Annotated in this window: 21 protein-coding genes; 10 read left to right on the top strand and 11 right to left on the bottom strand. The window is 60.1% G+C overall.

The features are described 5' to 3' along the window. Window positions 1-62 precede the first annotated feature (62 nt). Together CXQ93_RS15115 and CXQ93_RS15110 are read left to right on the top strand one after the other, a co-directional pair. Complete coding sequence (locus CXQ93_RS15115) at window positions 63-569, top strand: GNAT family N-acetyltransferase (protein ID WP_104111255.1); 507 nt, start codon at window positions 63-65, stop codon at window positions 567-569. A gap of 10 nt (window positions 570-579) precedes the next feature. Continuing rightward, complete coding sequence (locus CXQ93_RS15110) at window positions 580-1,002, top strand: VOC family protein (RefSeq protein WP_104111254.1); 423 nt, start codon at window positions 580-582, stop codon at window positions 1,000-1,002. 54 nt (window positions 1,003-1,056) lie between these two features. Here CXQ93_RS15110 and CXQ93_RS15105 read toward each other — a convergent pair whose 3' ends face one another. Then, window positions 1,057-1,782, bottom strand: a complete 726-nt coding sequence (locus CXQ93_RS15105) for an SOS response-associated peptidase (RefSeq protein ID WP_104111253.1) — start codon at window positions 1,780-1,782, stop codon at window positions 1,057-1,059. Between the two features lie 97 nt (window positions 1,783-1,879). On the opposite strand from CXQ93_RS15105, the gene CXQ93_RS15100 reads away from it, so the two are divergent. From CXQ93_RS15100 to CXQ93_RS15090, 3 genes are all read left to right on the top strand, one after another. After that, window positions 1,880-2,137 carry a mycoredoxin gene (locus tag CXQ93_RS15100; protein WP_104111252.1) on the top strand — a complete coding sequence of 86 codons (258 nt, stop codon included), beginning with the start codon at window positions 1,880-1,882 and terminating at the stop codon, window positions 2,135-2,137. Window positions 2,138-2,295: 158 nt separating this feature from the next. Beyond that, the gene (locus CXQ93_RS15095) at window positions 2,296-3,396 is read left to right on the top strand and encodes an S-(hydroxymethyl)mycothiol dehydrogenase (protein WP_104111251.1); all 1,101 of its coding nucleotides are present in this window, start codon (window positions 2,296-2,298) and stop codon (window positions 3,394-3,396) included. Further along, window positions 3,393-4,013 (top strand): MBL fold metallo-hydrolase, encoded by a 621-nt coding sequence (locus CXQ93_RS15090; RefSeq protein ID WP_104111250.1) that lies wholly within the window; start codon window positions 3,393-3,395, stop codon window positions 4,011-4,013. Before CXQ93_RS15095 ends, CXQ93_RS15090 begins: the two co-directional genes overlap by 4 nt. A 204-nt stretch (window positions 4,014-4,217) precedes the next feature. Here CXQ93_RS15090 and CXQ93_RS15085 read toward each other — a convergent pair whose 3' ends face one another. From CXQ93_RS15085 to CXQ93_RS15075, 3 genes are all read right to left on the bottom strand, one after another. After that, complete coding sequence (locus tag CXQ93_RS15085) at window positions 4,218-4,931, bottom strand: lipoate--protein ligase family protein (RefSeq protein WP_104111249.1); 714 nt, start codon at window positions 4,929-4,931, stop codon at window positions 4,218-4,220. Continuing rightward, window positions 4,928-5,749, bottom strand: coding sequence for a thioesterase family protein (locus CXQ93_RS15080; protein ID WP_104111248.1), 822 nt, complete (start codon window positions 5,747-5,749; stop codon window positions 4,928-4,930). Before CXQ93_RS15080 ends, CXQ93_RS15085 begins: the two co-directional genes overlap by 4 nt. 61 nt (window positions 5,750-5,810) lie before the next feature. After that, window positions 5,811-6,350, bottom strand: a complete 540-nt coding sequence (locus tag CXQ93_RS15075) for a DedA family protein (RefSeq protein WP_258069033.1) — start codon at window positions 6,348-6,350, stop codon at window positions 5,811-5,813. Between the two features lie 240 nt (window positions 6,351-6,590). On the opposite strand from CXQ93_RS15075, the gene CXQ93_RS15070 reads away from it, so the two are divergent. Continuing rightward, window positions 6,591-8,222, top strand: a complete 1,632-nt coding sequence (locus CXQ93_RS15070) for an AMP-binding protein (protein WP_104111247.1) — start codon at window positions 6,591-6,593, stop codon at window positions 8,220-8,222. Between the two features lie 117 nt (window positions 8,223-8,339). Beyond that, on the top strand, window positions 8,340-9,257 hold the full coding sequence (locus CXQ93_RS15065; RefSeq protein ID WP_104111246.1) for a hypothetical protein: 918 nt from the start codon (window positions 8,340-8,342) through the stop codon (window positions 9,255-9,257). Here the strand turns inward: CXQ93_RS15065 and CXQ93_RS15060 are convergent. Then, a complete protein-coding gene (locus tag CXQ93_RS15060) occupies window positions 9,250-9,798 on the bottom strand; it encodes an NUDIX domain-containing protein (RefSeq protein WP_104111245.1) in 549 nt (182 codons plus the stop codon). The genes CXQ93_RS15065 and CXQ93_RS15060 overlap by 8 nt on opposite strands. 181 nt (window positions 9,799-9,979) lie before the next feature. Between CXQ93_RS15060 and CXQ93_RS15055 the strand changes: the two genes are divergently transcribed. Beyond that, window positions 9,980-10,906, top strand: coding sequence for a hypothetical protein (locus CXQ93_RS15055; protein ID WP_104111244.1), 927 nt, complete (start codon window positions 9,980-9,982; stop codon window positions 10,904-10,906). Then, a complete protein-coding gene (locus tag CXQ93_RS15050) occupies window positions 10,903-12,423 on the top strand; it encodes a hypothetical protein (protein WP_146073234.1) in 1,521 nt (506 codons plus the stop codon). Before CXQ93_RS15055 ends, CXQ93_RS15050 begins: the two co-directional genes overlap by 4 nt. A 94-nt stretch (window positions 12,424-12,517) precedes the next feature. On the opposite strand, the gene yiaA is transcribed toward CXQ93_RS15050, so the two are convergent. The 5 genes from yiaA to nrdH all read right to left on the bottom strand — a co-directional run bounded on the left by yiaA (window position 12,518) and on the right by nrdH (window position 17,333). After that, entirely contained in the window at window positions 12,518-12,976 is a 459-nt protein-coding gene (yiaA, locus tag CXQ93_RS15045; RefSeq protein ID WP_258069030.1) for an inner membrane protein YiaA, read from the bottom strand. A 221-nt stretch (window positions 12,977-13,197) separates the two neighbouring features. Beyond that, entirely contained in the window at window positions 13,198-14,175 is a 978-nt protein-coding gene (nrdF, locus tag CXQ93_RS15040; RefSeq protein WP_104111241.1) for a class 1b ribonucleoside-diphosphate reductase subunit beta, read from the bottom strand. A 152-nt stretch (window positions 14,176-14,327) separates the two neighbouring features. Further along, window positions 14,328-16,448 carry a class 1b ribonucleoside-diphosphate reductase subunit alpha gene (gene nrdE, locus CXQ93_RS15035; RefSeq protein ID WP_104111314.1) on the bottom strand — a complete coding sequence of 707 codons (2,121 nt, stop codon included), beginning with the start codon at window positions 16,446-16,448 and terminating at the stop codon, window positions 14,328-14,330. Window positions 16,449-16,462: 14 nt separating this feature from the next. Continuing rightward, window positions 16,463-16,939: a class Ib ribonucleoside-diphosphate reductase assembly flavoprotein NrdI gene (gene nrdI / locus CXQ93_RS15030; RefSeq protein WP_104111240.1), complete on the bottom strand. Its 477-nt coding sequence runs from the start codon at window positions 16,937-16,939 to the stop codon at window positions 16,463-16,465. 127 nt (window positions 16,940-17,066) lie between these two features. Then, window positions 17,067-17,333, bottom strand: a complete 267-nt coding sequence (gene nrdH, locus CXQ93_RS15025) for a glutaredoxin-like protein NrdH (RefSeq protein ID WP_104111239.1) — start codon at window positions 17,331-17,333, stop codon at window positions 17,067-17,069. A gap of 588 nt (window positions 17,334-17,921) precedes the next feature. On the opposite strand from nrdH, the gene CXQ93_RS15020 reads away from it, so the two are divergent. Further along, entirely contained in the window at window positions 17,922-18,854 is a 933-nt protein-coding gene (locus CXQ93_RS15020; RefSeq protein ID WP_104111238.1) for a LysR family transcriptional regulator, read from the top strand. 24 nt (window positions 18,855-18,878) lie between these two features. On the opposite strand, the gene CXQ93_RS15015 is transcribed toward CXQ93_RS15020, so the two are convergent. Next, window positions 18,879-20,291, bottom strand: coding sequence for an aldehyde dehydrogenase family protein (locus CXQ93_RS15015; protein WP_104111237.1), 1,413 nt, complete (start codon window positions 20,289-20,291; stop codon window positions 18,879-18,881). Window positions 20,292-20,369 lie beyond the last annotated feature (78 nt).

Below are 20,369 nucleotides of genomic sequence, written 5' to 3'. Positions count from 1 at the left end.
GGCATTATGGCTACCGGCTGAGTCCTACCCGCAGGCGCCACAACAACTTAAAGGAGCGTTCCATGACTGACATGGTCACCCTCATCGCCAAAACCACACCACTTGAACGAGAGCTCAAAACAGCATCCCGGACAGTGCAGGAAGCCGACATCACCCGTCTCGGCGAACTCTATTTCACCGCTTACGACGCAGGCGTTGCCGCAGAAACACTGGAAGCCGCCATGGCTGACATGCGGGCATCGTACGCCGGCAAATACGGCGAGTTGCTCCCCGATGCTTCCCACGTTGCCTTGGATGAGGACGGCAAGATTGTGGCCGCCGTGCTCGTCGTGGAGCATGCCCTGGGCAATGACACCCCGGATACCCCTTTCATCATTGAGCTGATCACCGACCGTGAGCACCGCCGTCGCGGCCTGGCGGAGGATTTGGTTCTGGCCACGCTGGACACCCTGTTCAACAATGGCCACAAGGACGTTGCCCTGCGGGTTGAAGCCAACAACTCCGCAGCCCTGGCTCTGTACCTCTCACTGGATTTCCACCGCTGGTCCCCCGAAGAAGAAGACGACTAAGGGGCTTTCCGTGGAGCAGCGGCTGAGCTTCATTACCTTAGGTGTCAGGGATGTTAAGCGCTCACGGGAGTTTTATCTCACACGGCTTGGCTGGACGGCGCATCACGAAGTCCCCGGCCAAGTCATCTTCTTGCAGCTCAACCACGGGCTGATCCTTTCCCTGTGGGACCGCGCCGCGATGACCGCCGAGCTCGGCGTTGAGCCATCCGACGGCGTCCCTGCCCTCACACTGAGCCACAACGTTGCCAGCCCAGCCGAGGTTGACGCGGTCTTGGCGCAGGCACGCGAGGCCGGCGCCGCCGTCGACCATCCCGCAGTTCAGCAGGAGTGGGGCGGCTACAGCGGCTATTTTGCCGATCCGGATGGCTTCCGCTGGGAAGTTGCCTACAACCCCACCTGGACCGTGGACGACGCCGGACACGTCACCGTTTAGCCGCACCTCACCCCCGGCCCGGACACCAGCCAGGGAGCCGGCAGCCAGGAAGCACTACACCGTGATGGCCTCGATGAGCTCGGGGCCATTGTTGCGTACATTGCCCACGGCTGCGCTGACAGGATCAAGAACCCACTCCGCAGCCAGGGTCCACGCTTCTGCGAGCGCAGCCTCCAGCAGAGCGCCGGGCGCCCTATTCTCCGGATCCAGCCACTCGGCCAACGCTTCTTGGCCCAGCGGTACGGGCAGGCGGTCGTGCAGGGTGGCCAGCTCCCCCTCTGTCGGGGAGGCCATGGTGAGGATGGTGGTGCTCAGGAGCCACTGATCGGGTGCCCCTTCGGGTTTGGCCGGGTCCTTCCACCACTCATACAGGCCTGCAAAAACAATCAGGGAACCATCGGCGCTGTGCACAAAGTAGGGCTGCTTACTCAAGCCGTCCGGTGACTTTTTCCATTCGTAATAACCCTGCACGGGCACCCCGCAGCGCCGGGCCTTGATGGCGGCACGGAAGGTGGGCTTTTCCAGGACAGTCTCACTGCGGGCATTGAAGGCACGCACCCCCACGGCGGGGTCCTTGGCCCAGCCGGGGACCAGCCCCCACTTAGCCACATGAACCTGCCGGTGGAGGGCGCCGTCAATGAGACGCTCCAGCACAATGGGCACATCCGAGGTGGGGGCAACATTGTAGGAGGCTCGCAATTCCAGCGAGGCCTCCGCTTCCGCTTCCAGTTCCGCTACTAGGTCTCCCACGGCCCGGGCAATGACATAACGTCCACACATGTCATCCATGGTGGCACAGGAAGCCCGGAATATCCCCTGTGCCCGGTAGCGTTGTCAGTAATAACAACCGCACACTTTCCCTCAAGGAGCATTACCCGTGGATTTCACCCCCGACGCCGGCACCATCACCATGTTCTCCACCACCTGGTGTGGCTACTGCAAACGTCTGAAGAAGCAGCTGGACGCCTCAGGCATTGGCTACACGGAGATCAACATCGAGGACGTTCCCGGCACTGCCGAGCTCGTTGAGAGCCTCAACAACGGCAACCAGACAGTGCCCACCGTCCTGTTCCCGGATGGCTCCGCAGCCACCAACCCCTCGCTCAAGGATGTTCAGGCCAAGCTGGGCGTCTAAGCACATCGTCTAAGCACATCAGGCGACGGCAAGTTTTTCGGCGCAGAGCCAACCCGCCGCCTCCTTAGCAGAGCCTCCTTAAGCACCAAATCCGTGTAGCCTTTCAGGAACCCCCAATGGATGTTCCGAGTCGGAACATGGCGCTTAAGGAGCTCTTTATGGTTAACAAGACTGTTCACAAGGTCAAGGGCGCAGTGGTGCTGAGTAAGAACGCACCTGTCACCATCGAAACCATTCTGGTGCCGGATCCCGGCCCGGGCGAGGCCCTGGTCGACATCCTGACCAGTGGCGTTTGCCACACCGATCTGCACTACAAGCAGGGTGGCATCAATGATGACTTCCCGTTCTTGCTCGGTCACGAAGCCACCGGCGTTGTCAGTGCTGTGGGCGCTGGCGTCACCAACGTGGTCCCCGGGGATCGGGTCATTCTGAACTGGCGTGCCGTATGCGGTAACTGCCGCGCGTGCGCCAAGGGTCAGGCCCAGTACTGCTTCAATACCGCCAACGCCACGCAGAAGATGACGCTGGAGGACGGCACGGTACTCTCCCCCGCACTGGGCATTGGCGCGTTCATTGAAAAGACGCTCGTTGCTGCAGGCCAGTGCACCAAGGTCGACGCCGATGTAGACCCCGCCGCTGTTGGCCTGCTCGGCTGCGGCGTCATGGCCGGCATTGGTGCTGCCATCAACACCGGTGGCGTCAAGCGTGGTGACACTGTCGCCGTGATCGGTTGCGGCGGCGTTGGCTCGGCAGCCATTGCCGGTGCGGCGCTGGCCGGCGCCACCACAGTGATCGCCGTGGACCGCGATCCCAAGAAGCTCGCCGCCGCCGTGGCACTGGGCGCAACCCACACCGTCGATGCCTCCACCGAGGACGCTGTTCTCGCTATCCAGAACCACACCGGCGGGTTCGGGGCAGATGTGGTGATTGACGCCGTCGGACGTCCAGAGACCTACAAGCAGGCTTTCTACGCCCGCGATCTGGCCGGCACAGTGGTCCTGGTCGGCGTCCCCACCCCCGAGATGACGCTGGAACTGCCGCTGCTTGACGTGTTTGGTCGCGGCGGCTCGCTGAAGTCGTCCTGGTACGGCGATTGCCTGCCCTCGCGTGACTTCCCCCTGTTGGTTGAGCTCTACAAGCAGGGAAAACTGGATCTGGACGCCTTTGTCAGCGAGCGGATCACCATCAACGATATTGAAGCCGCATTCGCCAAGATGGGCGAGGGTTCCGTGCTGCGTTCGGTGGTGGAATTCGCATGAGCGCGCGCATTGAACGGCTCGTGACCGCCGGCACCTTCTCGTTGGACGGCGGCACTTGGGACGTGGATAACAATGTCTGGATTGTTGGCGATGAGCGTTCGGTGTACGTCATTGATCCCGCGCACGACGCCGGTGCTATCGCCGCCGCCGTGGGCACCCGCACGGTCAAGGCCGTACTGCTGACGCACGGACATGACGATCACATCCGCTACGCCCGCGAGTTCGCCACCTTGGTGGAGGCCCCGGTGCTGATGAACTCAGCTGACCAGATGCTGTGGGAAGACATCTACCCGGGCACCACACCTGACGGCGCCATTGTTGATGGTGAGCGTTTCGAGATTGCTGGCACTACCTTGACGGCGCTGCACACTCCGGGGCACTCCCCCGGCTCCGTGTGCTTCTACGCGGCGGATCTGGGCACCGTTTTTTCCGGAGACACCTTGTTCAACGGTGGCCCAGGTGCCACGGGACGGTCCTACAGCGACTTCCCCACGATCGTTGCCTCAATCACCGAACGGCTGTTAAGCCTGCCGGGCGAGACAGTGGTCAACACCGGACACGGCGATTCAACCACCATTGCCGCCGAGGCGCCGGGCGTTTTGGCTGCCGGGAAGTAAAACAGATCCACTCTGCCAGCCGATGACAGCTGAGCCGATTCCAAACAGCAGATAACCGGGGTTGCCCCCGCCTTTCCGATTCCAATTGGCAGGTAAACGGGGTGCCGGACCGGTTTACCCCCTTTATCTGCTGTTTGGAATCCGAACTGTTTGGAATCAACGCCTCAATCAGGGACCGCCGGCTTGCGGGGCAGCCCGGGCAGCTCAGTGGTACACAAGCTCCGCGTGGTGCGCGTACGCCGCTAGGACTGCTGCTTCCACGCTGTCCACGGTGAGTCCCGGGCGTAGATCCTCGGCGGCTCCCGCGGTTGCCGGATCCCAGTCCAGGCCCAGCGCTGCATAGGTATCGGTCAATACTGCACGGATCGGCGCTGATTTTTCCACCACGATGACCGAGCTGAACAGCCACGCGCCAGCCACAACGCGCTGTGCCGTGCCCACAAGCTTGATGCTGTGGGCGGGGCCGCGTCCGTAAACACTGAATTCCCCAGGACAATATTCACCAGGAATCTCTCCCACCCCAGCATCCACGCCCAGTGATTTCAGGGCCTGGGTGAAGAGTTCGCCAAAGAACCCAAAGCGTCCCTTCGCGCCGAGAATGGCATCATCCTCGCGCTGAATGTGGTCCACCACCAACGTGCCTTGATGATAGGCGGCAGCCCGGCCGCCAGCCTTCCGCACCGCCGGCTCGAAGCTATGATTGCGGGCTGCTTCTTCAGCAGCGGCGAACCCAGGCAATTTGGCGTCACGTTGCCCAAAAGCCACCGTGGGTTCGGGACGATAGAAGCGCAGCATGGCTTCCCGGGTCCCGTTTTTGACCTCACCCAGCAGGTCCAAGGCGTAGTTAAGGTCGACGTCAGCACCTCGATTGACCAGCTGCCGGTGCACCTCCAGAACTGGCGCTAAGAACGTATTCACTGGGCGGACGGAATGGGGCGGACGGTAAGTATTTGTTCAGAACGTCCAAAGGGGCCCGTCACATCGTGGAGTACCGAGGACGTCAGCCCTACTCCATCGGAACCAATCGTTACGTGCGTAGCCAGCCCCAACCATTCGCCCACCGGCTCCCGGTAGAGGTGGATCGAGAGGTCCACGTTGGGATACATCCACCCGCCAGGTTTCGGGTCCATGCGGGCGGCGACACCGTTGGCACTGTCAGCCAGACCCAGCAGGCGAACCAGCGCTGAGGCGTGCTCTCCGCCGTCGAGCATAGTGTACGGGCTGTGCAGCCAGGCACGGCCGTGGCCCGGGCGGTGATCGGGCAGGGAACGGCCTACCAGAGTCTTGATGAACCCGCCGGGCCAGGTGCTCATGCCGTCCCAAGGAATCGCCGTCTCCACGGCGCCCAGAGGTTCGTCCTCATAGGCTTCAACGGCGGTGGTGTCATTCTTTTGCAGGCGCCAGGCCGTGGCGCGCACCGCCGGGCGGCCCTGCGCCAACAGCTCTACTTGGAGAAGTTCAATGGTCTTACCCGGGCGCAGAAGCGTGGTCTCAAGGGTGAATTCACCCGCCGGAATCAATCCGAGGATGTCAAAGTTAATCCGGACCAGGCGCATGTCCGCCCGATGCGCAAATTGCTCCAGCGCGTGGACCATGAGCCCGGCCACGGGTGCCATGTGCTGCTCATGTGGATTCCAGGCGCCCTGAGCATGATCAGTTGACTCGTAGCGATTCCCACCAAGGTGGCGATAGTACGATGTGGCCTTGACGGCGGTAAGTGTTGTGGAGTCCTCCATGGCAACGACTCTACCGCCAGCCACTAGCTGCCCCGCACATCAATCGCCGGCAGCTACGGCGTTAAGCCTTGGCAGTGGAGTTGCTGCTTTCCATGCCCATCACGGGGCAGTCTTCCATGGCGTTCGCATCCAGCTTGCGGGTGCGCGAGACGCGGAAGAGGTGGACACCCAGAACTACTGCACCAACAGTCACAATCAGGATGATGAGGGCCAGAGGTGAGCCCGCGGCTGCGGCAAGAGCTGCGTCAAAGGCGGCCAGGCCGATAGTGGCGTAGATGCAGGCCCAGGCTATGGAACCAACCACCGTGGCGGGGATATAGCGGCGCAAGGGCATGCGGCCAAGTCCGGCAGATAGGTTCACGGCCGTCTGAATACCAATCGTCAAGAAGCTCACGCTGACGGCGGGTGCGCCCCAGCGAGCAATGAGCTTTTCCGCCCGCAGCACAGCCGGTGAATTGAGGTGCCGCTGCAACTTCGTCTTGCGGCCACCAGCAGCAAGGCCACGGCCTGCCCAGTACGTGCCATTGGAGCGCAACATGACAATCACAAACAGGATCAAGAAGGCCCACACGAACGGGAGTGAGGTGATGCTGTCCATCATGAGTGTGAGCTCCCCAAAAAGAAAATAATATAGCAACAAAATCCTGCGTTATTAGTCTTACCTTATCTTATCGACCGCCAAGCAGCTAAGCGGCTTCCGGCCCAGGCAACAAGGCTCATCCGCTGCGTCGCAGGCGGCACGCCGGGGCACCATGTCACGCATCATCCTTGGAGTTCATCCCGCCAAAAAACACTCCGTGAGTTAGCGCACATTAACCCACGACCGTACTAGCATCGTCACATGACCATTGATGCTCATGCCTCCCAGACGTCCGGCTCCACCACCACAGCGCTGATTGAGGAAACAATTGGTGCCAATTTCCAGAAAGTGGTGCTGAAGTTTCCGGAGCGGGACGCCCTGATTGATGTCCCTTCTGGCCGTCGCTGGAGTTACTCTGCGCTAAACCACGACGTCGATGCCCTAGCCCGCGGCCTCCTCGCCACCGGTCTGACCAAGGGAGATCGCGTGGGCATCTGGGCGCCCAACGTTCCCGAGTGGGTGCTGCTGCAGTTGGCCACCGCCAAGATTGGCGCCATCCTAGTCAACGTCAACCCGTCCTACCGGGTCCACGAGCTAAGATATGCCGTCCAGCAATCAGGTATGGCCATGATTGTGGCACTGACCGATTTCAAGGGAACCAACTATCAGGCCATGGTGGAGCAAATTGCGCCGGAATGCCCCGATCTAAAGACTGCCAGCTACATTGGCACCCCGTCCTGGGACGCGCTCGTGGCGGGCGGAGAAGCGGTGCCAGCGGCCGCCGTCGAACATGCCATGGCGGCCCTGGAGCCAGGTGATGCCATCAACATCCAGTACACCTCCGGCACCACCGGCTACCCCAAGGGTGCCACGCTCAGCCACAGGAACATCCTGAACAACGGCTTCTTCGTCACCGAAACCATCGGCTTCACGGAGCACGACAGATTGTGCGTTCCGGTACCGTTTTATCATTGCTTTGGTATGGTCATGGGCAATCTCGGGGCTATCACGCACGGGGCCGCGATCATCATCCCGGCAGCGGCCTTCGATCCGGCCGCCACGCTCCGTGCCGTGCAAGAGGAGCGCTGCACAGCCCTCTACGGGGTGCCCACCATGTTCATCGCAGAGCAAAACCTGCCCAATTTCGCCAGCTATGATCTCTCCACCCTGCGGACCGGAATCATGGCCGGCTCGCCCTGCCCGGTGGAAGTCATGAAGCGATGCATGACCGAGATGCACATGGAGGGCGTCTCTATCGCGTACGGCATGACGGAAACCTCGCCGGTGTCGATGCAGACTCTCATGGACGACGACGTGGCCCACCGAACCGAGACCGTGGGCCGGGTGCACCCTCACCTTGAGGTCAAGATTGTCGATCCTGCCACGGGTGAGCGAGTCCCGCAGGGGACCCCGGGCGAATTCTGCACGCGCGGATATTCGGTGATGTTGGGCTACTGGAACGATCCGGAAAAGACAGCGGCCGCCATTGATGCGCAGCAGTGGATGCACTCCGGCGATCTTGCCGTGATGTATCCCGACGGTTACGTCAACATTGTGGGGCGTATTAAGGACATGGTGATCCGGGGCGGAGAGAACCTCTACCCGCGTGAGATCGAAGAGTTCTTGTACAAGCACCCAGACATTGCCGATGTCCAGGTGATCGGGGTGCCCGATGATCGCTACGGCGAGGAACTGTGCGCTTGGCTCCTCATGAAGCCCGGCGTCGCACCGTTGGATCAGGGCGCCATTGCCGCTTACTGCGACGGCCATCTGTCCCGGCACAAGATCCCGCGCTATGTCCTGGTGGTGGACGAATTCCCCATGACAGTCACCGGCAAGGTGCGCAAGATGGACATGCGCGAACGCACCATAGAGATTCTGGGGCTAGGGTAGCGCCGTTACGGTTGGACAGAAACGGGTTGTGGATCCGGCCGGGCCGTTACGATGGAACGGCAGGTCTCGGACTCCGGGGCTTGCCGCACTTTTCAACATGGCAAATCTGGGGGTTCCATGGAAACGCATTCAGTTCCGGCAACGGCGAGGGCACTAGTTCCTTATTTCATCCTGGGGGTGGCTTCGGCAACAATTGGCCTGCTGCCTTGGATCCTGACCGGAATGCGCCTGCCGCTACAGAATCTCTGGGCGAGCGCCACCCCGCCGGACGATATGCCGCTGGTGCTGCTGCCCTTCAGTCAGTATCTACTCACGCTGATCGTCGGGTTGCTGGTGACTGGTTCGGCCATCGCCGGCATCATCAGCCGTCTGAGCAAGCCCCGCCATCCCCGATTCGCACTCACGGCCGTGGCGATGGGGACGGTCGGCGTTCAGCTCACGGCCACCCTCCAGACTTTCAATACCGTTGGTGACGGGCTCCTGCGCAACTCGGCCGCGGAGCTTTACCTCACGGCCTTGCTGTACGGGTCAATTGCCTCGATTTTGATCGGCCTACTGGTTCTGGTGCTCATAGCGAAGGCCCCGGCTCCGGGCGCCGTTGCAGCAAGCAGTATTGCTGCGGTTTGTTGTGGACTCTGGCTGGAGGGGCTGCTCTTCCCCATCGACTCGCTGGCTACCCCGTCCGCGGCGGCGCTCGCCCTGGTCCGCTGGTCCCCGGCGGTGATTCTCGGCGTGGCGGTGGGGATCGCTGGCCTGAAATCCGTGGGACGGGTGCTCGCCGCAGTGTTCGGCGTCCTCATGCTGTGGGTAGCACCCGCGCTCTTCACTGCCATCAGTGTGGGAGGCGGAACACGAGTCCTCGCCTACCAGCCAGCCGCAATGGCACAGTTGGGTGCCGAGGTTTTCCTCAACACGCTCCACCCCACCCCCAGCACCTTGGTGCCGCTCGCCATTGCGGTCGCCGTAGCTGTGCTGGTTCTGGCCGTGAGCAGGACCGTGCGGCGCGGCAAACTCAGCCGCGTCGCGGTCAGGTGAGTTCGGCCAACCGTGCGCGTAGCTCCGGCCATGCCTTACCGAATCCCGGGTGCAGCGGGCGTTGGGCAACCTCGCTCGGCTTGACCCATTCCAAAGCCAGGCTTTCGGGGTCGCTGATGATTGCCTGGAACGGGACCACAGCATTGACCACCACGGTGGTGTAGCGCCAATAACCCACATCGAAGACCGAAGTGAATAGCAGCTCCACGTTCTCGCGAGGCACTCCCGCTTCTTCCCATGATTCGCGCAGTGCGCCCTCCACTGCACTTTCACCCACGTGTAGGGCTCCCCCAGGAAGGCCCCACGTGCCACCATGGTGAGACCAGATGGCCCGGTGTTGCAGCAAGATTCCACGTGCGGCGTCGAACACTAGAAGGCCGGCAGAGCCGAACCGGCCCCAGAACTTGCCGGCGTCTCCTTCAACCCAGGCGTCGCCGGAATTGCGGCTGCTACCCAAGTGGCCGGGGCGCACCTTAGCAGCGGCGTCTTCAACAAACCGGGCCTTCGTGAGATCCTGCGCGACTGTACTGTCCTCATCCATGGCTTCAACGCTACCAACAAGTGAGGATCACTTCCGTTGAGGTTACAAGAACGTCAGAGAAATATGACTCGCTTGACAGTCTTGACAGTAAAGTCATGAACGTCGGCACAATAGAACAACTCCGTTGCCTCTGAACTGAGTATTGGGCTACTGGCTAGGGCCGGGGAAATGGAGCGCTAAGGTGCAATTCGCGCCAATCTTGGATGCACAGAAGTTGGCTCGGAAGAATCGGGCAACGTGGGAGCGCGTCAATGGCAAGGTCCAAGAGCTTACTGAGACCGGGGGCAGCGTCCAAGGAGTTATCGACCTAGCCCTAACACGGGCCTTCGATGACTTCTTGGGACCCTTCGCCACACTTTTCGCCCGACTAAAGAATGTCGCCCTGGACGAACTGCCAACAGTAGCCGCGGTTCCGGAGCTGATGGGGCTGGATATTGAGCTGAAAGCAACGGGACTTAAAGCACTGGGTGGCCTGTCAAGCACTCTGGGTGGCGGCGTGGCTGGAATTGCAGCCGGCGGCGCCAGCTTGGCCGGGGTAGCCGCATTCGCGACGGCCTCCACCGGAACAGCTATCAGCACGCTAAGTGGTGCTGCAGCTTCCAGCGCAACCTTGGCGTGGCTCGGCGGAGGATCGCTTGCCGCAGGCGGTGGTGGCATGGCAGCAGGAACTCTTGTCTTGGGTGGGATTATTGCGGCTCCGGTAGCCATTGCTTTTCTGAGTTACATCCACATAAAAGGCAAGAAATCGTACCGGGAACAAATGGAAATCAAAGCCCAACTCGATGAATCCGAATGGGATGTGGATATTCAGACAGCCAAGGTCGCTCATGCAGCCAAGCATGTTGACAATACGGCGACTGTCCTCAACACGCTCACGCATGTGGGCGTGGAGCAATTACAATCGCTCGCAGATCTGCTCGATCGTTCTGAAGACTACGCCGCATACACTCCAGCTGAACGTTCTCTGGTCGCCGGACAAGCAGGCCTTGCCACGACGATCGCCGCAGTCATCGCGTGTCCACTGTTGGATCAAGACGGCCGCGTCACTGCTCTGTCACATGACTCTCTCAAGGCTGCAACACTGCTGGCGAATAGGCTCGCGGCATGAATCCCCAGCCGGCCGATGGCCCTGATGCGAAAGACCCGGAAATTCCAGCAATCCCGCAGCCTAGCACTCTAAGAGTTTCCGGTGCCCGAGCTACTATTTGGGAAGCCACCGTCATAGTGACAGGCTCGGCCCGCGGTCAACTTTCCCTGCTGCTAGCCGATCGCGAATGGGCCGAAACCATGGCTCGCAGATTCGCCAACGTGGGTGATGGGCAACGGCAAGGCCATGTTTTTGAATGGCTTCATGAACTCAGCTTCAATCTGAACGCTGTCGCCACCAACGCCGATGTCCGGCTGAAGATGACCGAGCGCATGGGGGCTCCGCATGACCCAGCGGACCTCCGGCTTTTCGATTCCGCAGGACGTACTGTGGGAGAATTTCAGGCCAAAGTTGTCGGCAGTAGCTCGACTCGGCTTTCTTCAACAAAGGGCCTGGCTGCCGAGAAATACGCAGGGATGGGCCTTTTGGTGCCAACGGAACATGTGGAGGAGACCCAGTCTCTGATCAACCGTCGCTTAGCCATGCCGGAGGGGCCCATTCACGGCAGATACCGTGGGGTAAAAGTGAACCTCAACGACCGAGTATCCAGTGGCAGCATCGAATCCCGCAGAGTTTCGTTAGCTGAACTCAAGTCCGCAGCTGACGATCCCGAAAAGTATTTGCGTCAACGGATACAGGCAGCCCACGCACAGCAGTTGGCAGGCGCCACATTTGTTGCTGCCATGGTGGGCGGCATTGTTGACGGCGGCAGCGTGCTCGCGTCGGCGGCAATCCGTGAACGTTCGGTGTCGGAGCTGCCGTGGGCGGAAGCTGCTCGTCGGGCTGCATCCGGCAGCGTTAGTTCGGCCGCTAAGTCGGTGCTGGCGCAGAGCATCTCGCTTGCATCCCAACACGCTTTGGCCAATGGAGTCGCGCCAGCCGTGAGCTCCGTCATTGGCGGGACACTTTCTGCCGCCATGGCCCAGTGCACCGTCGAGATCGCCGCCATTGCCCATGGCACCGCTACCGGCCGGCTCTCAACACTTGATGCGGCCTCCGCCGCAGCCGAATCCATGACGAGAACAACCATGATCTGGGCCTTCGGCGCGATGGGACAAGTTCTGATTCCCGTTCCGCTGCTGGGTTCCATGATTGGCGGCCTGGTGGGCCAGTACGGTGCCGCGATGCTCATCCAAGGAATTCAAATGGCCTTGATCGCCCGTGACGAATCGACACAATGGGACGCAGGATATGAACAGCTTCTGGTCTTTATTGAGCAGATCGAACGTGACTCGGCGGCTGAACTTTCCGCGATCAAGGAGCAATCAAAGCGAAGCGACACAGCATTCAGGCAGTTCATACTCCCCCAGCTGGCAGCCATTTCCCAGACTCTGGGATCCTCCAACCCCGATGCCCTCCTCAATCAGCTAGGACAACTCTCAGTTCAATACGGCGGCAAACCGGTCTTCACAACACTTGCAGAGTTCGATGCCTTCATGGATGACCCGATGTTGACTTTGAACCTGCGTTTGAGCTGAAGGGCGCAGTGCTTCGTTGCGGTGTTTCGGGACGAGGACCCGCCGCTCCACAGTGTGCGGCACCGGCGGGTCGAGTGAGACGAAGAGTGACTCTTTAGAACTCAGGCTTGTCCAGGAACGTGGGCCGCACATGCTGATCGGGGTAGATGGCCCGGTGTGCCGCGAGATCCCTGATGTTCTTCTGCACTGCCACGACTGCAAACAAGCTCATGGCGAATCCAATGCCATAAAAGCCCTTCTCGGACAACAGCAGCTCCGCGTTCCACAGACCAATCGCCAGCAAGAGCAGCGACGCCAGCAGGGCAAACCAGGCTATCCCCAGATAAATGGAGGTCACGGGAATGTCTTCTGCCTTATCTCGCACGGCCTTCTGCAGTGACACGGCGGCGAAGAGCCCAAACAAAAACACAGTGAGATAGAAACCCTTTTCATTGAGTTCCATCTTGGCATTCCAGAGGCCAATGAAGTAGACCCCCATACCCAGCCCTAAAGCAATCCAGGAAGCTCCGATGAAGGCCCCCGTTGGTTTCCCCAACTGATTCGACTCGCTCATAATAGCCATTCCCCTCGTGGTTGATACATCAGCATAAGTGAAGTATCACTCTTGTACGTTAATTTGTCCATCATATGGGCAAATTAACGTGCGATGCGCCACCGACGCGAAACAGGCAGGGTTCAGGCTGGTTTCTGGCAGTAAAAATGCCCGCAAGCTGATCCCTGCGGATCGGCTTGCGGGCACACTTTTCGCACTGTTAGTTCAGCGACAGCTAAGGGCTAGAAGTCCCAGTCGTCGTCTTCGGTGTTGACTGCCTTACCGATGACGTAAGAGGAACCCGAACCGGAGAAGAAATCGTGGTTCTCGTCCGAGTTCGGTGAAAGCGCCGACAGGATCGCCGGACTTACATCGGTCACAGCGGCCGGGAACATGGCCTCATAGCCCAGGTTCATGAGCGCCTTATTGGCGTTGTAGTGCAGGAACTTCTTGACGTCCTCGGCCAGGCCAACGGAGTCATAGAGATCGTGCGTGTACTGAACTTCGTTTTCGTAAAGTTCAAACATCAGCTCGAAAGTCCAGGCCTTCAGCTCTTCACGGCGCTCCTCGGAAACCTTTTCCAAGCCCTTCTGGTACTTGTATCCGATGTAGTAGCCGTGGACGGCCTCATCGCGAATGATCAGGCGGATCAAGTCAGCGGTGTTTGTCAGCTTGGCCCGTGAGGACCAGTACATGGGCAGGTAGAAGCCCGAGTAGAACAGGAAGGACTCCAGCAGCGTGGAGGCAATCTTGCGCTTGAGGGGATCGTCGCCGTGGTAGTAGGACTCAATGATCTGAGCCTTCTTCTGCAGGTTCACGTTCTCCACCGACCAGCGGAAGGCCTCGTCGATTTCCTTCGTGGAGGCCAAGGTCGAGAAGATCGAGGAGTAGCTCTTGGCGTGGACCGATTCCATGAACGCAATGTTCGTGTAGACGGCTTCCTCGTGCTGGGTGATGGCGTCCGGGATCAGCGAGACGGCGCCCACGGTGCCCTGAAGGGTGTCCAGCAGGGTTAGGCCGGTGAATACGCGCATGGTGAGCAGCTGCTCGTCCGGTGTCAGTGTGGCCCACGACTGGACGTCATTGGACAGCGGCACCTTCTCAGGCAGCCAAAAGTTGTTGCACAGGCGGTTCCAGACTTCAACGTCCTTCTCGTCCTCGATGCGGTTCCAGTTGATGGCCTTCACGTGGCCCGCCAACTTCAGCTTGTCCGGTGTCATCGCTGCTTCTCTCCTAGTAAAAATCCTGGTGGCCGCGCAGGCCTTGTCAATCTTAAGCCAAAGGCACGACGGCGGGGACTCTCCCGTCGTCGTGCTCTTCAGTTTCGGTCAAAATAACCTAATAATTAGAGGTTAGCTTGATACAAAGCCTACTACAGTTGGCAGGAGACACAGTTTTCAACTTCCGTCCCTTCCAGCGCGAGCTGGCGAAGGCGGATGTAGTAGATGGTCTTGATGCCCTTGCGCCAGGCGTAAATCTGCGCCTTGTTGATGTCACGCGTGGTGGCGGTGTCCTTGAAGAACAGCGTCAGGGACAGGCCCTGATCCACGTGCTGCGTGGCGGCGGCGTAGGTGTCGATGACCTTCTCGAAGCCGATCTCATAGGCATCCTTGTAGTACTCAAGGTTGTCGTTGCTCAGGTACGGAGCCGGGTAGTAAACGCGGCCCAGCTTGCCTTCCTTGCGGATCTCGATCATGGAGGCGATCGGGTGGATCGAGGAGGTGGAGTTGTTGATGTAGCTGATGGATCCTGTGGGCGGGACGGCCTGCAGGTTCTGGTTGTAGATGCCGTGCTCCATGACGGAGGCCTTCAGCGCACGCCAGTCTTCCTGGGTGGGGATGTGGACGCCGTCGAACAGCTCAACTACCTTGGCGGTCTGAGGAACCCACTCGCCGTCGGTGTACTTGTCGAAGAACGCACCGCTGGCGTAGGTGGAGTTCTCGAAGCCGGCAAACGTGCTGGCGGTTTCGATCGCCAACAGATTGGAGGCCCGGATTGCGTGGTAAACCACCGTGTAGAAGTAGATGTTGGTGAAGTCCAGGCCCTCTTCGGAACCATAGTGGACGCGCTCACGGGCAAGGTAGCCGTGCAGGTTCATCTGGCCCAGACCAATAGCGTGCGACTCGTCATTGCCCTTGGCAATGGAGGGAACGCTGGTGATGTTGGACATGTCTGATACCGCGGAAAGAGCGCGGATGGCCGTCTCAATGGTGTTGCCGAGGTTCGGGGAATCCATGGCCTTGGCAATGTTCAGCGAGCCCAGGTTGCAGGAGATGTCCTTACCAACCTCGTTGTACGAGAGGTCATCGTTGTACGTGGTGGGCGCTGAAACCTGCAGGATCTCCGAGCACAGGTTGCTCATGATGATCTTGCCCTCGATGGGGTTCTCGCGGTTCACCGTGTCTTCAAACATGATGTACGGGTAACCGGACTCGAACTGGATCTCGGCGAGAGTCTGGAAGAACTCGCGCGCCTTGATCTTGGTCTTCTTGATCCGGGAGTCGTCCACCATTTCGTAGTACTTCTCGGTGACCGAGATGTCGGAGAACGGCACGCCGTAGACCTTTTCGACGTCGTACGGCGAGAACAGGTACATGTCCTCATCGCGCTTGGCCAGCTCGAAGGTGATGTCAGGGATGACAACGCCCAGAGACAAGGTCTTGATGCGAACCTTTTCATCAGCGTTCTCGCGCTTGGTGTCCAAGAAACGGTTGATGTCGGGGTGGTGAGCGTGCAGGTACACAGCTCCTGCACCCTGGCGGGCACCGAGCTGGTTAGCGTAGGAGAAGCTGTCTTCAAGAAGCTTCATCACGGGGATGACACCGGAGGACTGGTTCTCGATCTGCTTGATCGGCGCACCGACCTCGCGGATGTTGGTCAGCGCGAAGGCCACACCGCCGCCGCGCTTGGACAGCTGCAGGGCAGAGTTGATGGAGCGGCCAATGGACTCCATGTTGTCTTCGATACGCAAGAGGAAGCAGGAGACGAGCTCGCCGCGCTGTGCCTTGCCGGCGTTCAAGAAGGTGGGGGTGGCGGGCTGGAAGCGGCCGTCGATGATTTCATCGACAATCTTCAGGGCCAGCTCTTCGTTGCCGCGGGCCAGGTGCAGGGCAACCATGCACACGCGGTCCTCGTAGCGCTCCAGGAAGCGGTTGCCGTCAAAGGTCTTCAGCGTGTAGGACGTGTAGAACTTGAAGGCGCCCAGGAAGGTCTCGAAGCGGAACTTCTTCTTGTAGGCCTGCTGGAACAGGCCGCGGATGAAGTTCATGGAGTACTGATCCAGCGTCTCGCGCTCGTAGTACTCGTTCTTCACCAGGTATTCGAGCTTTTCTTCCAGGTCATGGAAGAACACGGTGTTGTTGTTCACGTGCTGCAGGAAGTACTGGCGAGCAGCGGCCTTGTCCGCGTCGAACTGGATTTCACCCTTGGAGTTATACAGGTTGAGCATGGCATTGAGCTCGTGGTAGCTCATGCCCTCCCATGCCGCGGGCATCTCCTTTGATGCCTTCACAGCAACTTCTTGGTCAGAGACAATCGTGTCCAAAATTCTTCCAATCCTTCGCGAACCAGGTCTACATCATCAGATGTTCCCATGAGTTCAAAACGGTATAAATGCTGTACGTGGCACTTCTCGGCGACGATGTCCCCGGCGAGGCAATACGTTTCCCCGAAGTTGGTGTTTCCCGCGCCGATGACGCCGCGGATCAACTTCCGGTTCTGTTCCACATTGAGGAACTTGATGACTTGCTTTGGTACTGCCCCCAGCCGATTCTCCCCGCCATAGGTGGGGAGGACCAAGACAAATGGCTCTTGCGCCAGGAGGGTTTCTTCGTAGGTATAAATTGGCAATCGGGCCACGTCACCTCCCAGTTTCATTACGAAACGGTGGGTGTTGTCAGAGGCTGAGGAAAAATAGATCAGCGGGCTGCTGGTGGTTCGAGACGTGATCTCACCTACTGCGGCTTCTGCTGCAACGGCTGACATGGCCTTCGCTTTCAACTACTTACGTGCGGGTGTGTGGCTGGCAGTTTTACTGACCAGCCACCACGTGTGCGCGTGGTGCGCACGGGAACTGATGTCGATTCCGCAGGCACCAGGCCCGCAGGATCACTTAAGCTACGCTGACGCTTTCCAGGACAGCATCGCTTTCGACGGCGGCAGCCAGTTCGGCAATCTTGTCCGGGCGGAAACCTGACCAGTGGTCAGCGTCGGTGATCACAACAGGAGCTTGCTGGTAACCCAAGCTGAGCACGTGCTCGAGAGCTTCCGGATCGGTGGAGATGTCCACGCTCTTGTAGGTGATGCCCTTTTTATCCAAGGCGCGGTAGGTGGCGTTGCACTGGACGCATGCAGGCTTGGTGTAAACCGTAACGGTCATGATCGAGTTCCCCTTTTTTCATAAAACTGTTCTTAAAATTTAGCGTTCATGCCCCGCGGGGCCCGCTCACCGCCTATGGGGCCTGACAGCTTCCGCTACGGCCTCGCCAGTGTTTTTGGGCATCGGCCCAAACTGCTGTAATCGATGATTCAATACTACATCTAGTGCATGCCCCCGCGAAAGACCCCAACATGATGTATTACACCTTTGTTATTTTATGCACCCGTCATCCACAGGCTGTGGATTTTAAATGCGCCAGAACTCAAGGTTTAAAGCGAGCTGTCCACAGGCTGTGGACTACTTAGCCACAAATTAATGTGCGGCGTGTCTAGTTTTGCGGCGTGTCGCCTCTAGTGTTTGGCCCCCGGTGAGCAGGGCAGCGCGAGGCTGCTGGTATAGGGCCTCAGATGGCCGAGCAACCCGATGATCAGCCACCCGTGCGCTGACACCGCCAGTAGTTGCCCATCGCCTGGCCACCGCCTCCGTCAGCGACTCGGAAGCCGCCCGTCTATGCTTTCCCTAGAGCTCTCCATGGCTCTCCCACTAACTTTCAAGAAAAGCGCCAGTCCATCAGAAAGAGGCTCCCCTGTGATCAACCCGCTGCACCTGCGGACCCTGCTCGAAGTTGTCCGCCGCGGTTCCTTTGCCGCCGCGGCCACACGACTGGGGTACACGGCGTCGGCCGTTTCACAGCAGATGGCCACCTTGGAACGAGACAGCGGGGTACAACTTTTCCAACGCTCCGCCCGCAGTGTGCAGCCAACGGATGCCGCCCTAGTCATGGCACGGCATGCAACCAAGGTACTCACGGACATTGACGCCCTCCTGGCTGCGAGCGCCAGGACCGAGGCGGGCACGGGTCAGGACCTGCGTCTGGGCATCTTCCCTTCCTTGGCTACCCATGTGTTGCCGCGGCTCCTGGCCAGCCCGCAATGGCCGGACCTCGGCATCAATTTGCATGTCTCAGTCGGCGAGCCACAGCAGACCATTGGCGGTCTGCGGACGGACGGCGAACTTGATGTGGCCTTGGTGTATCAAGTGGGGCAATCTGGGCTGGCGTGGCCGCACAGCCTCAACCGGCAGTGGATCGGCGACGATAACTTCAGGGTGGTGCTACCCAAGTCGTGGGGTATCCAGCCCGGATCAGTCATGGAGGCCGCTCAGCTTTCTGACATGCCCTGGATCATGCACCACCCGGGGACCAGCGATGCGGCGGTGATCGAGCGGCTGTTTGCCAGCTGTAATCTGCATCCGCGCGTGGCCGTTTACAGTGACGATTTCAACGCCAGCCTGCAACTGGCTGGCGTGGGGATGGGCGCCGCCTTGGTGCCCGAGCTGGCCTTGCAAGGGCGGGCCGAGAACGTAGTGGTCCTGGACGTTCCGGAGATTCGGCTGGCCCGGAACATCTTTGCCCTACTCATCAATGACAGCCGAACGGCCCGGGTGGAGCTGTTTGTGGACAAGCTGGCCGGCGTCCTCGCCGAGGTTACTGGCACCAGCCACGTTGACCTCAAACCGTAACGGGCCCTGAGGCTTCTGGAACTTCTAAGACTTCTTCGGCTTCTTCGCCGGAGCCACAAGACGCTTGATGATTTGTTTCTTCACCGCACCGTACGGCGGGTAAATCAGCGAGAGGGTGTCCGGGGACAGCGGCTTGTCCAGCACAGCCTTGTGGTGGGAGAAGGACTCTACGGAAAGTTGACCGTGGTAGCCTCCCATGCCACTCTCCCCCACCCCGCCAAATGGCAGCCCGGGAATGGACAGATGCGCCACGGGGACCCCGAAGTTCAGAGCACCGGAGGATGTTTGTTCCATGAAGTCCGCCCGCACACTTTCATCGCTGCTAAAGACATATAGCGCAAGCGGCTTGTCCCGCTCGTTGATAAAGGCAATGGCCTCCTCTGCGGACCCTACGGTGAGCAACGGCAGCACGGGGCCAAAGATCTCCTCCTCCATCAACTCGGCCGCGGCATCCACATGGAGCACCGTCGGTTCGATGTAGCGCGTGGCAGCGTCCGAGCTTCCCCCACTGACGAGAGCAGATCCGGCGTCGTCCGCTAGATCATGGGCCAAGAGTCCGGTGATCCGGGCAAAGGCGCCGTCATTGACGATCCTGCCGTAGGCCAGGCTGTGCGCCGGCTCCGCGCCGTAAAGGTCCTCGATGGCCAGCGGCAGTTCTTTGGCGAGCTTGGCCAGAGCCGCGTCGGTGCCCAGCACATAGTCCGGGGCCACACAGGTTTGCCCGGCGTTCATGAACTTTCCCCAGGCGATCCGGCGGGCGGCGGCAATCATGTCCACGGACTCGTCAATGTAGACGGGCGATTTTCCGCCCAGTTCCAGCGTCACGGGCGTCAGGTGCTTGGCGGCGGCGGCCATCACAATGCGCCCAACTCGCCCATTGCCCGTGTAGAAGATGTGGTCGAAGCGTTCCTCGAGCAGCATGGTGGTCTCCGGCACGCCACCCTCCACGATGGTCACCGCCCCCTCGAGGTATTCGGGGATCCAGCGGGCCAGCGCCGCCGAGCTGGCAGGTGCCATTTCGCTGGGCTTGCCCACAACGGTGTTACCGGCTGCGAGCGCGCCGATCATGGGAGCCAGCAGCAGCTGGATCGGGTAATTCCACGGCGCAATGACCAGCACGACGCCGAGCGGCTCAAGGACCGTTTGTGCCCGGGCGGGCGCAAGTGCAAGGGGCACAGGAACCTTGCGCGGTTTCAGCCAGCCTTCGAGATGCTTGATGGTGTGAGCGATGTCCGAGGTGAGGAAGCCCAGCTCGGTCAGCCATGACTCTGCCGGGTGCTTGCCCAGATCGGCGGCCAACGCAGCGGTGAAGTCGTCCCTGTGCTCAACGAGCATGCTATTCATGGCTTGCAACTGCTGTACCCGCCATGCCAGGGGCTTGGTGGCGCCGGTCTTGAAGACTGCCCGGGCTGCTGCGACGCTCTCTTGTACACTCATGGCTTTAATCTACCCCTACCCGCAACCCTGACGTTACCCGCCAGTAATATGCGCTGGGTGCCAACAGCACAGCGCCCC

Source organism: Arthrobacter sp. N199823, from assembly GCF_002929705.1.
In the GTDB taxonomy this organism is placed as follows: Bacteria; Actinomycetota; Actinomycetes; order Actinomycetales; family Micrococcaceae; genus Specibacter.
Note: the sequence above shows the minus strand (reverse complement) of the source record. Positions and strands in the feature narration are given on the sequence as shown.

What these genes read in the sequence shown, in the direction of transcription:
- nrdH (WP_104111239.1), bottom strand. Translation starts at nt 17,333, where the DNA reads ATGACCGTTACGGTTTACACCAAGCCTGCATGCGTCCAGTGCAACGCC.
- CXQ93_RS15065 (WP_104111246.1), top strand. Translation starts at nt 8,340, where the DNA reads ATGGAAACGCATTCAGTTCCGGCAACGGCGAGGGCACTAGTTCCTTAT.
- yiaA (WP_258069030.1), bottom strand. Translation starts at nt 12,976, where the DNA reads ATGAGCGAGTCGAATCAGTTGGGGAAACCAACGGGGGCCTTCATCGGA.
- CXQ93_RS15070 (WP_104111247.1), top strand. Translation starts at nt 6,591, where the DNA reads ATGACCATTGATGCTCATGCCTCCCAGACGTCCGGCTCCACCACCACA.
- CXQ93_RS15080 (WP_104111248.1), bottom strand. Translation starts at nt 5,749, where the DNA reads ATGGAGGACTCCACAACACTTACCGCCGTCAAGGCCACATCGTACTAT.
- CXQ93_RS15115 (WP_104111255.1), top strand. Translation starts at nt 63, where the DNA reads ATGACTGACATGGTCACCCTCATCGCCAAAACCACACCACTTGAACGA.
- CXQ93_RS15015 (WP_104111237.1), bottom strand. Translation starts at nt 20,291, where the DNA reads ATGAGTGTACAAGAGAGCGTCGCAGCAGCCCGGGCAGTCTTCAAGACC.
- CXQ93_RS15060 (WP_104111245.1), bottom strand. Translation starts at nt 9,798, where the DNA reads ATGGATGAGGACAGTACAGTCGCGCAGGATCTCACGAAGGCCCGGTTT.
- nrdF (WP_104111241.1), bottom strand. Translation starts at nt 14,175, where the DNA reads ATGACACCGGACAAGCTGAAGTTGGCGGGCCACGTGAAGGCCATCAAC.
- CXQ93_RS15050 (WP_146073234.1), top strand. Translation starts at nt 10,903, where the DNA reads ATGAATCCCCAGCCGGCCGATGGCCCTGATGCGAAAGACCCGGAAATT.
- CXQ93_RS15090 (WP_104111250.1), top strand. Translation starts at nt 3,393, where the DNA reads ATGAGCGCGCGCATTGAACGGCTCGTGACCGCCGGCACCTTCTCGTTG.
- nrdI (WP_104111240.1), bottom strand. Translation starts at nt 16,939, where the DNA reads ATGTCAGCCGTTGCAGCAGAAGCCGCAGTAGGTGAGATCACGTCTCGA.
- CXQ93_RS15095 (WP_104111251.1), top strand. Translation starts at nt 2,296, where the DNA reads ATGGTTAACAAGACTGTTCACAAGGTCAAGGGCGCAGTGGTGCTGAGT.
- CXQ93_RS15075 (WP_258069033.1), bottom strand. Translation starts at nt 6,350, where the DNA reads ATGATGGACAGCATCACCTCACTCCCGTTCGTGTGGGCCTTCTTGATC.
- nrdE (WP_104111314.1), bottom strand. Translation starts at nt 16,448, where the DNA reads ATGCCCGCGGCATGGGAGGGCATGAGCTACCACGAGCTCAATGCCATG.
- CXQ93_RS15105 (WP_104111253.1), bottom strand. Translation starts at nt 1,782, where the DNA reads ATGTGTGGACGTTATGTCATTGCCCGGGCCGTGGGAGACCTAGTAGCG.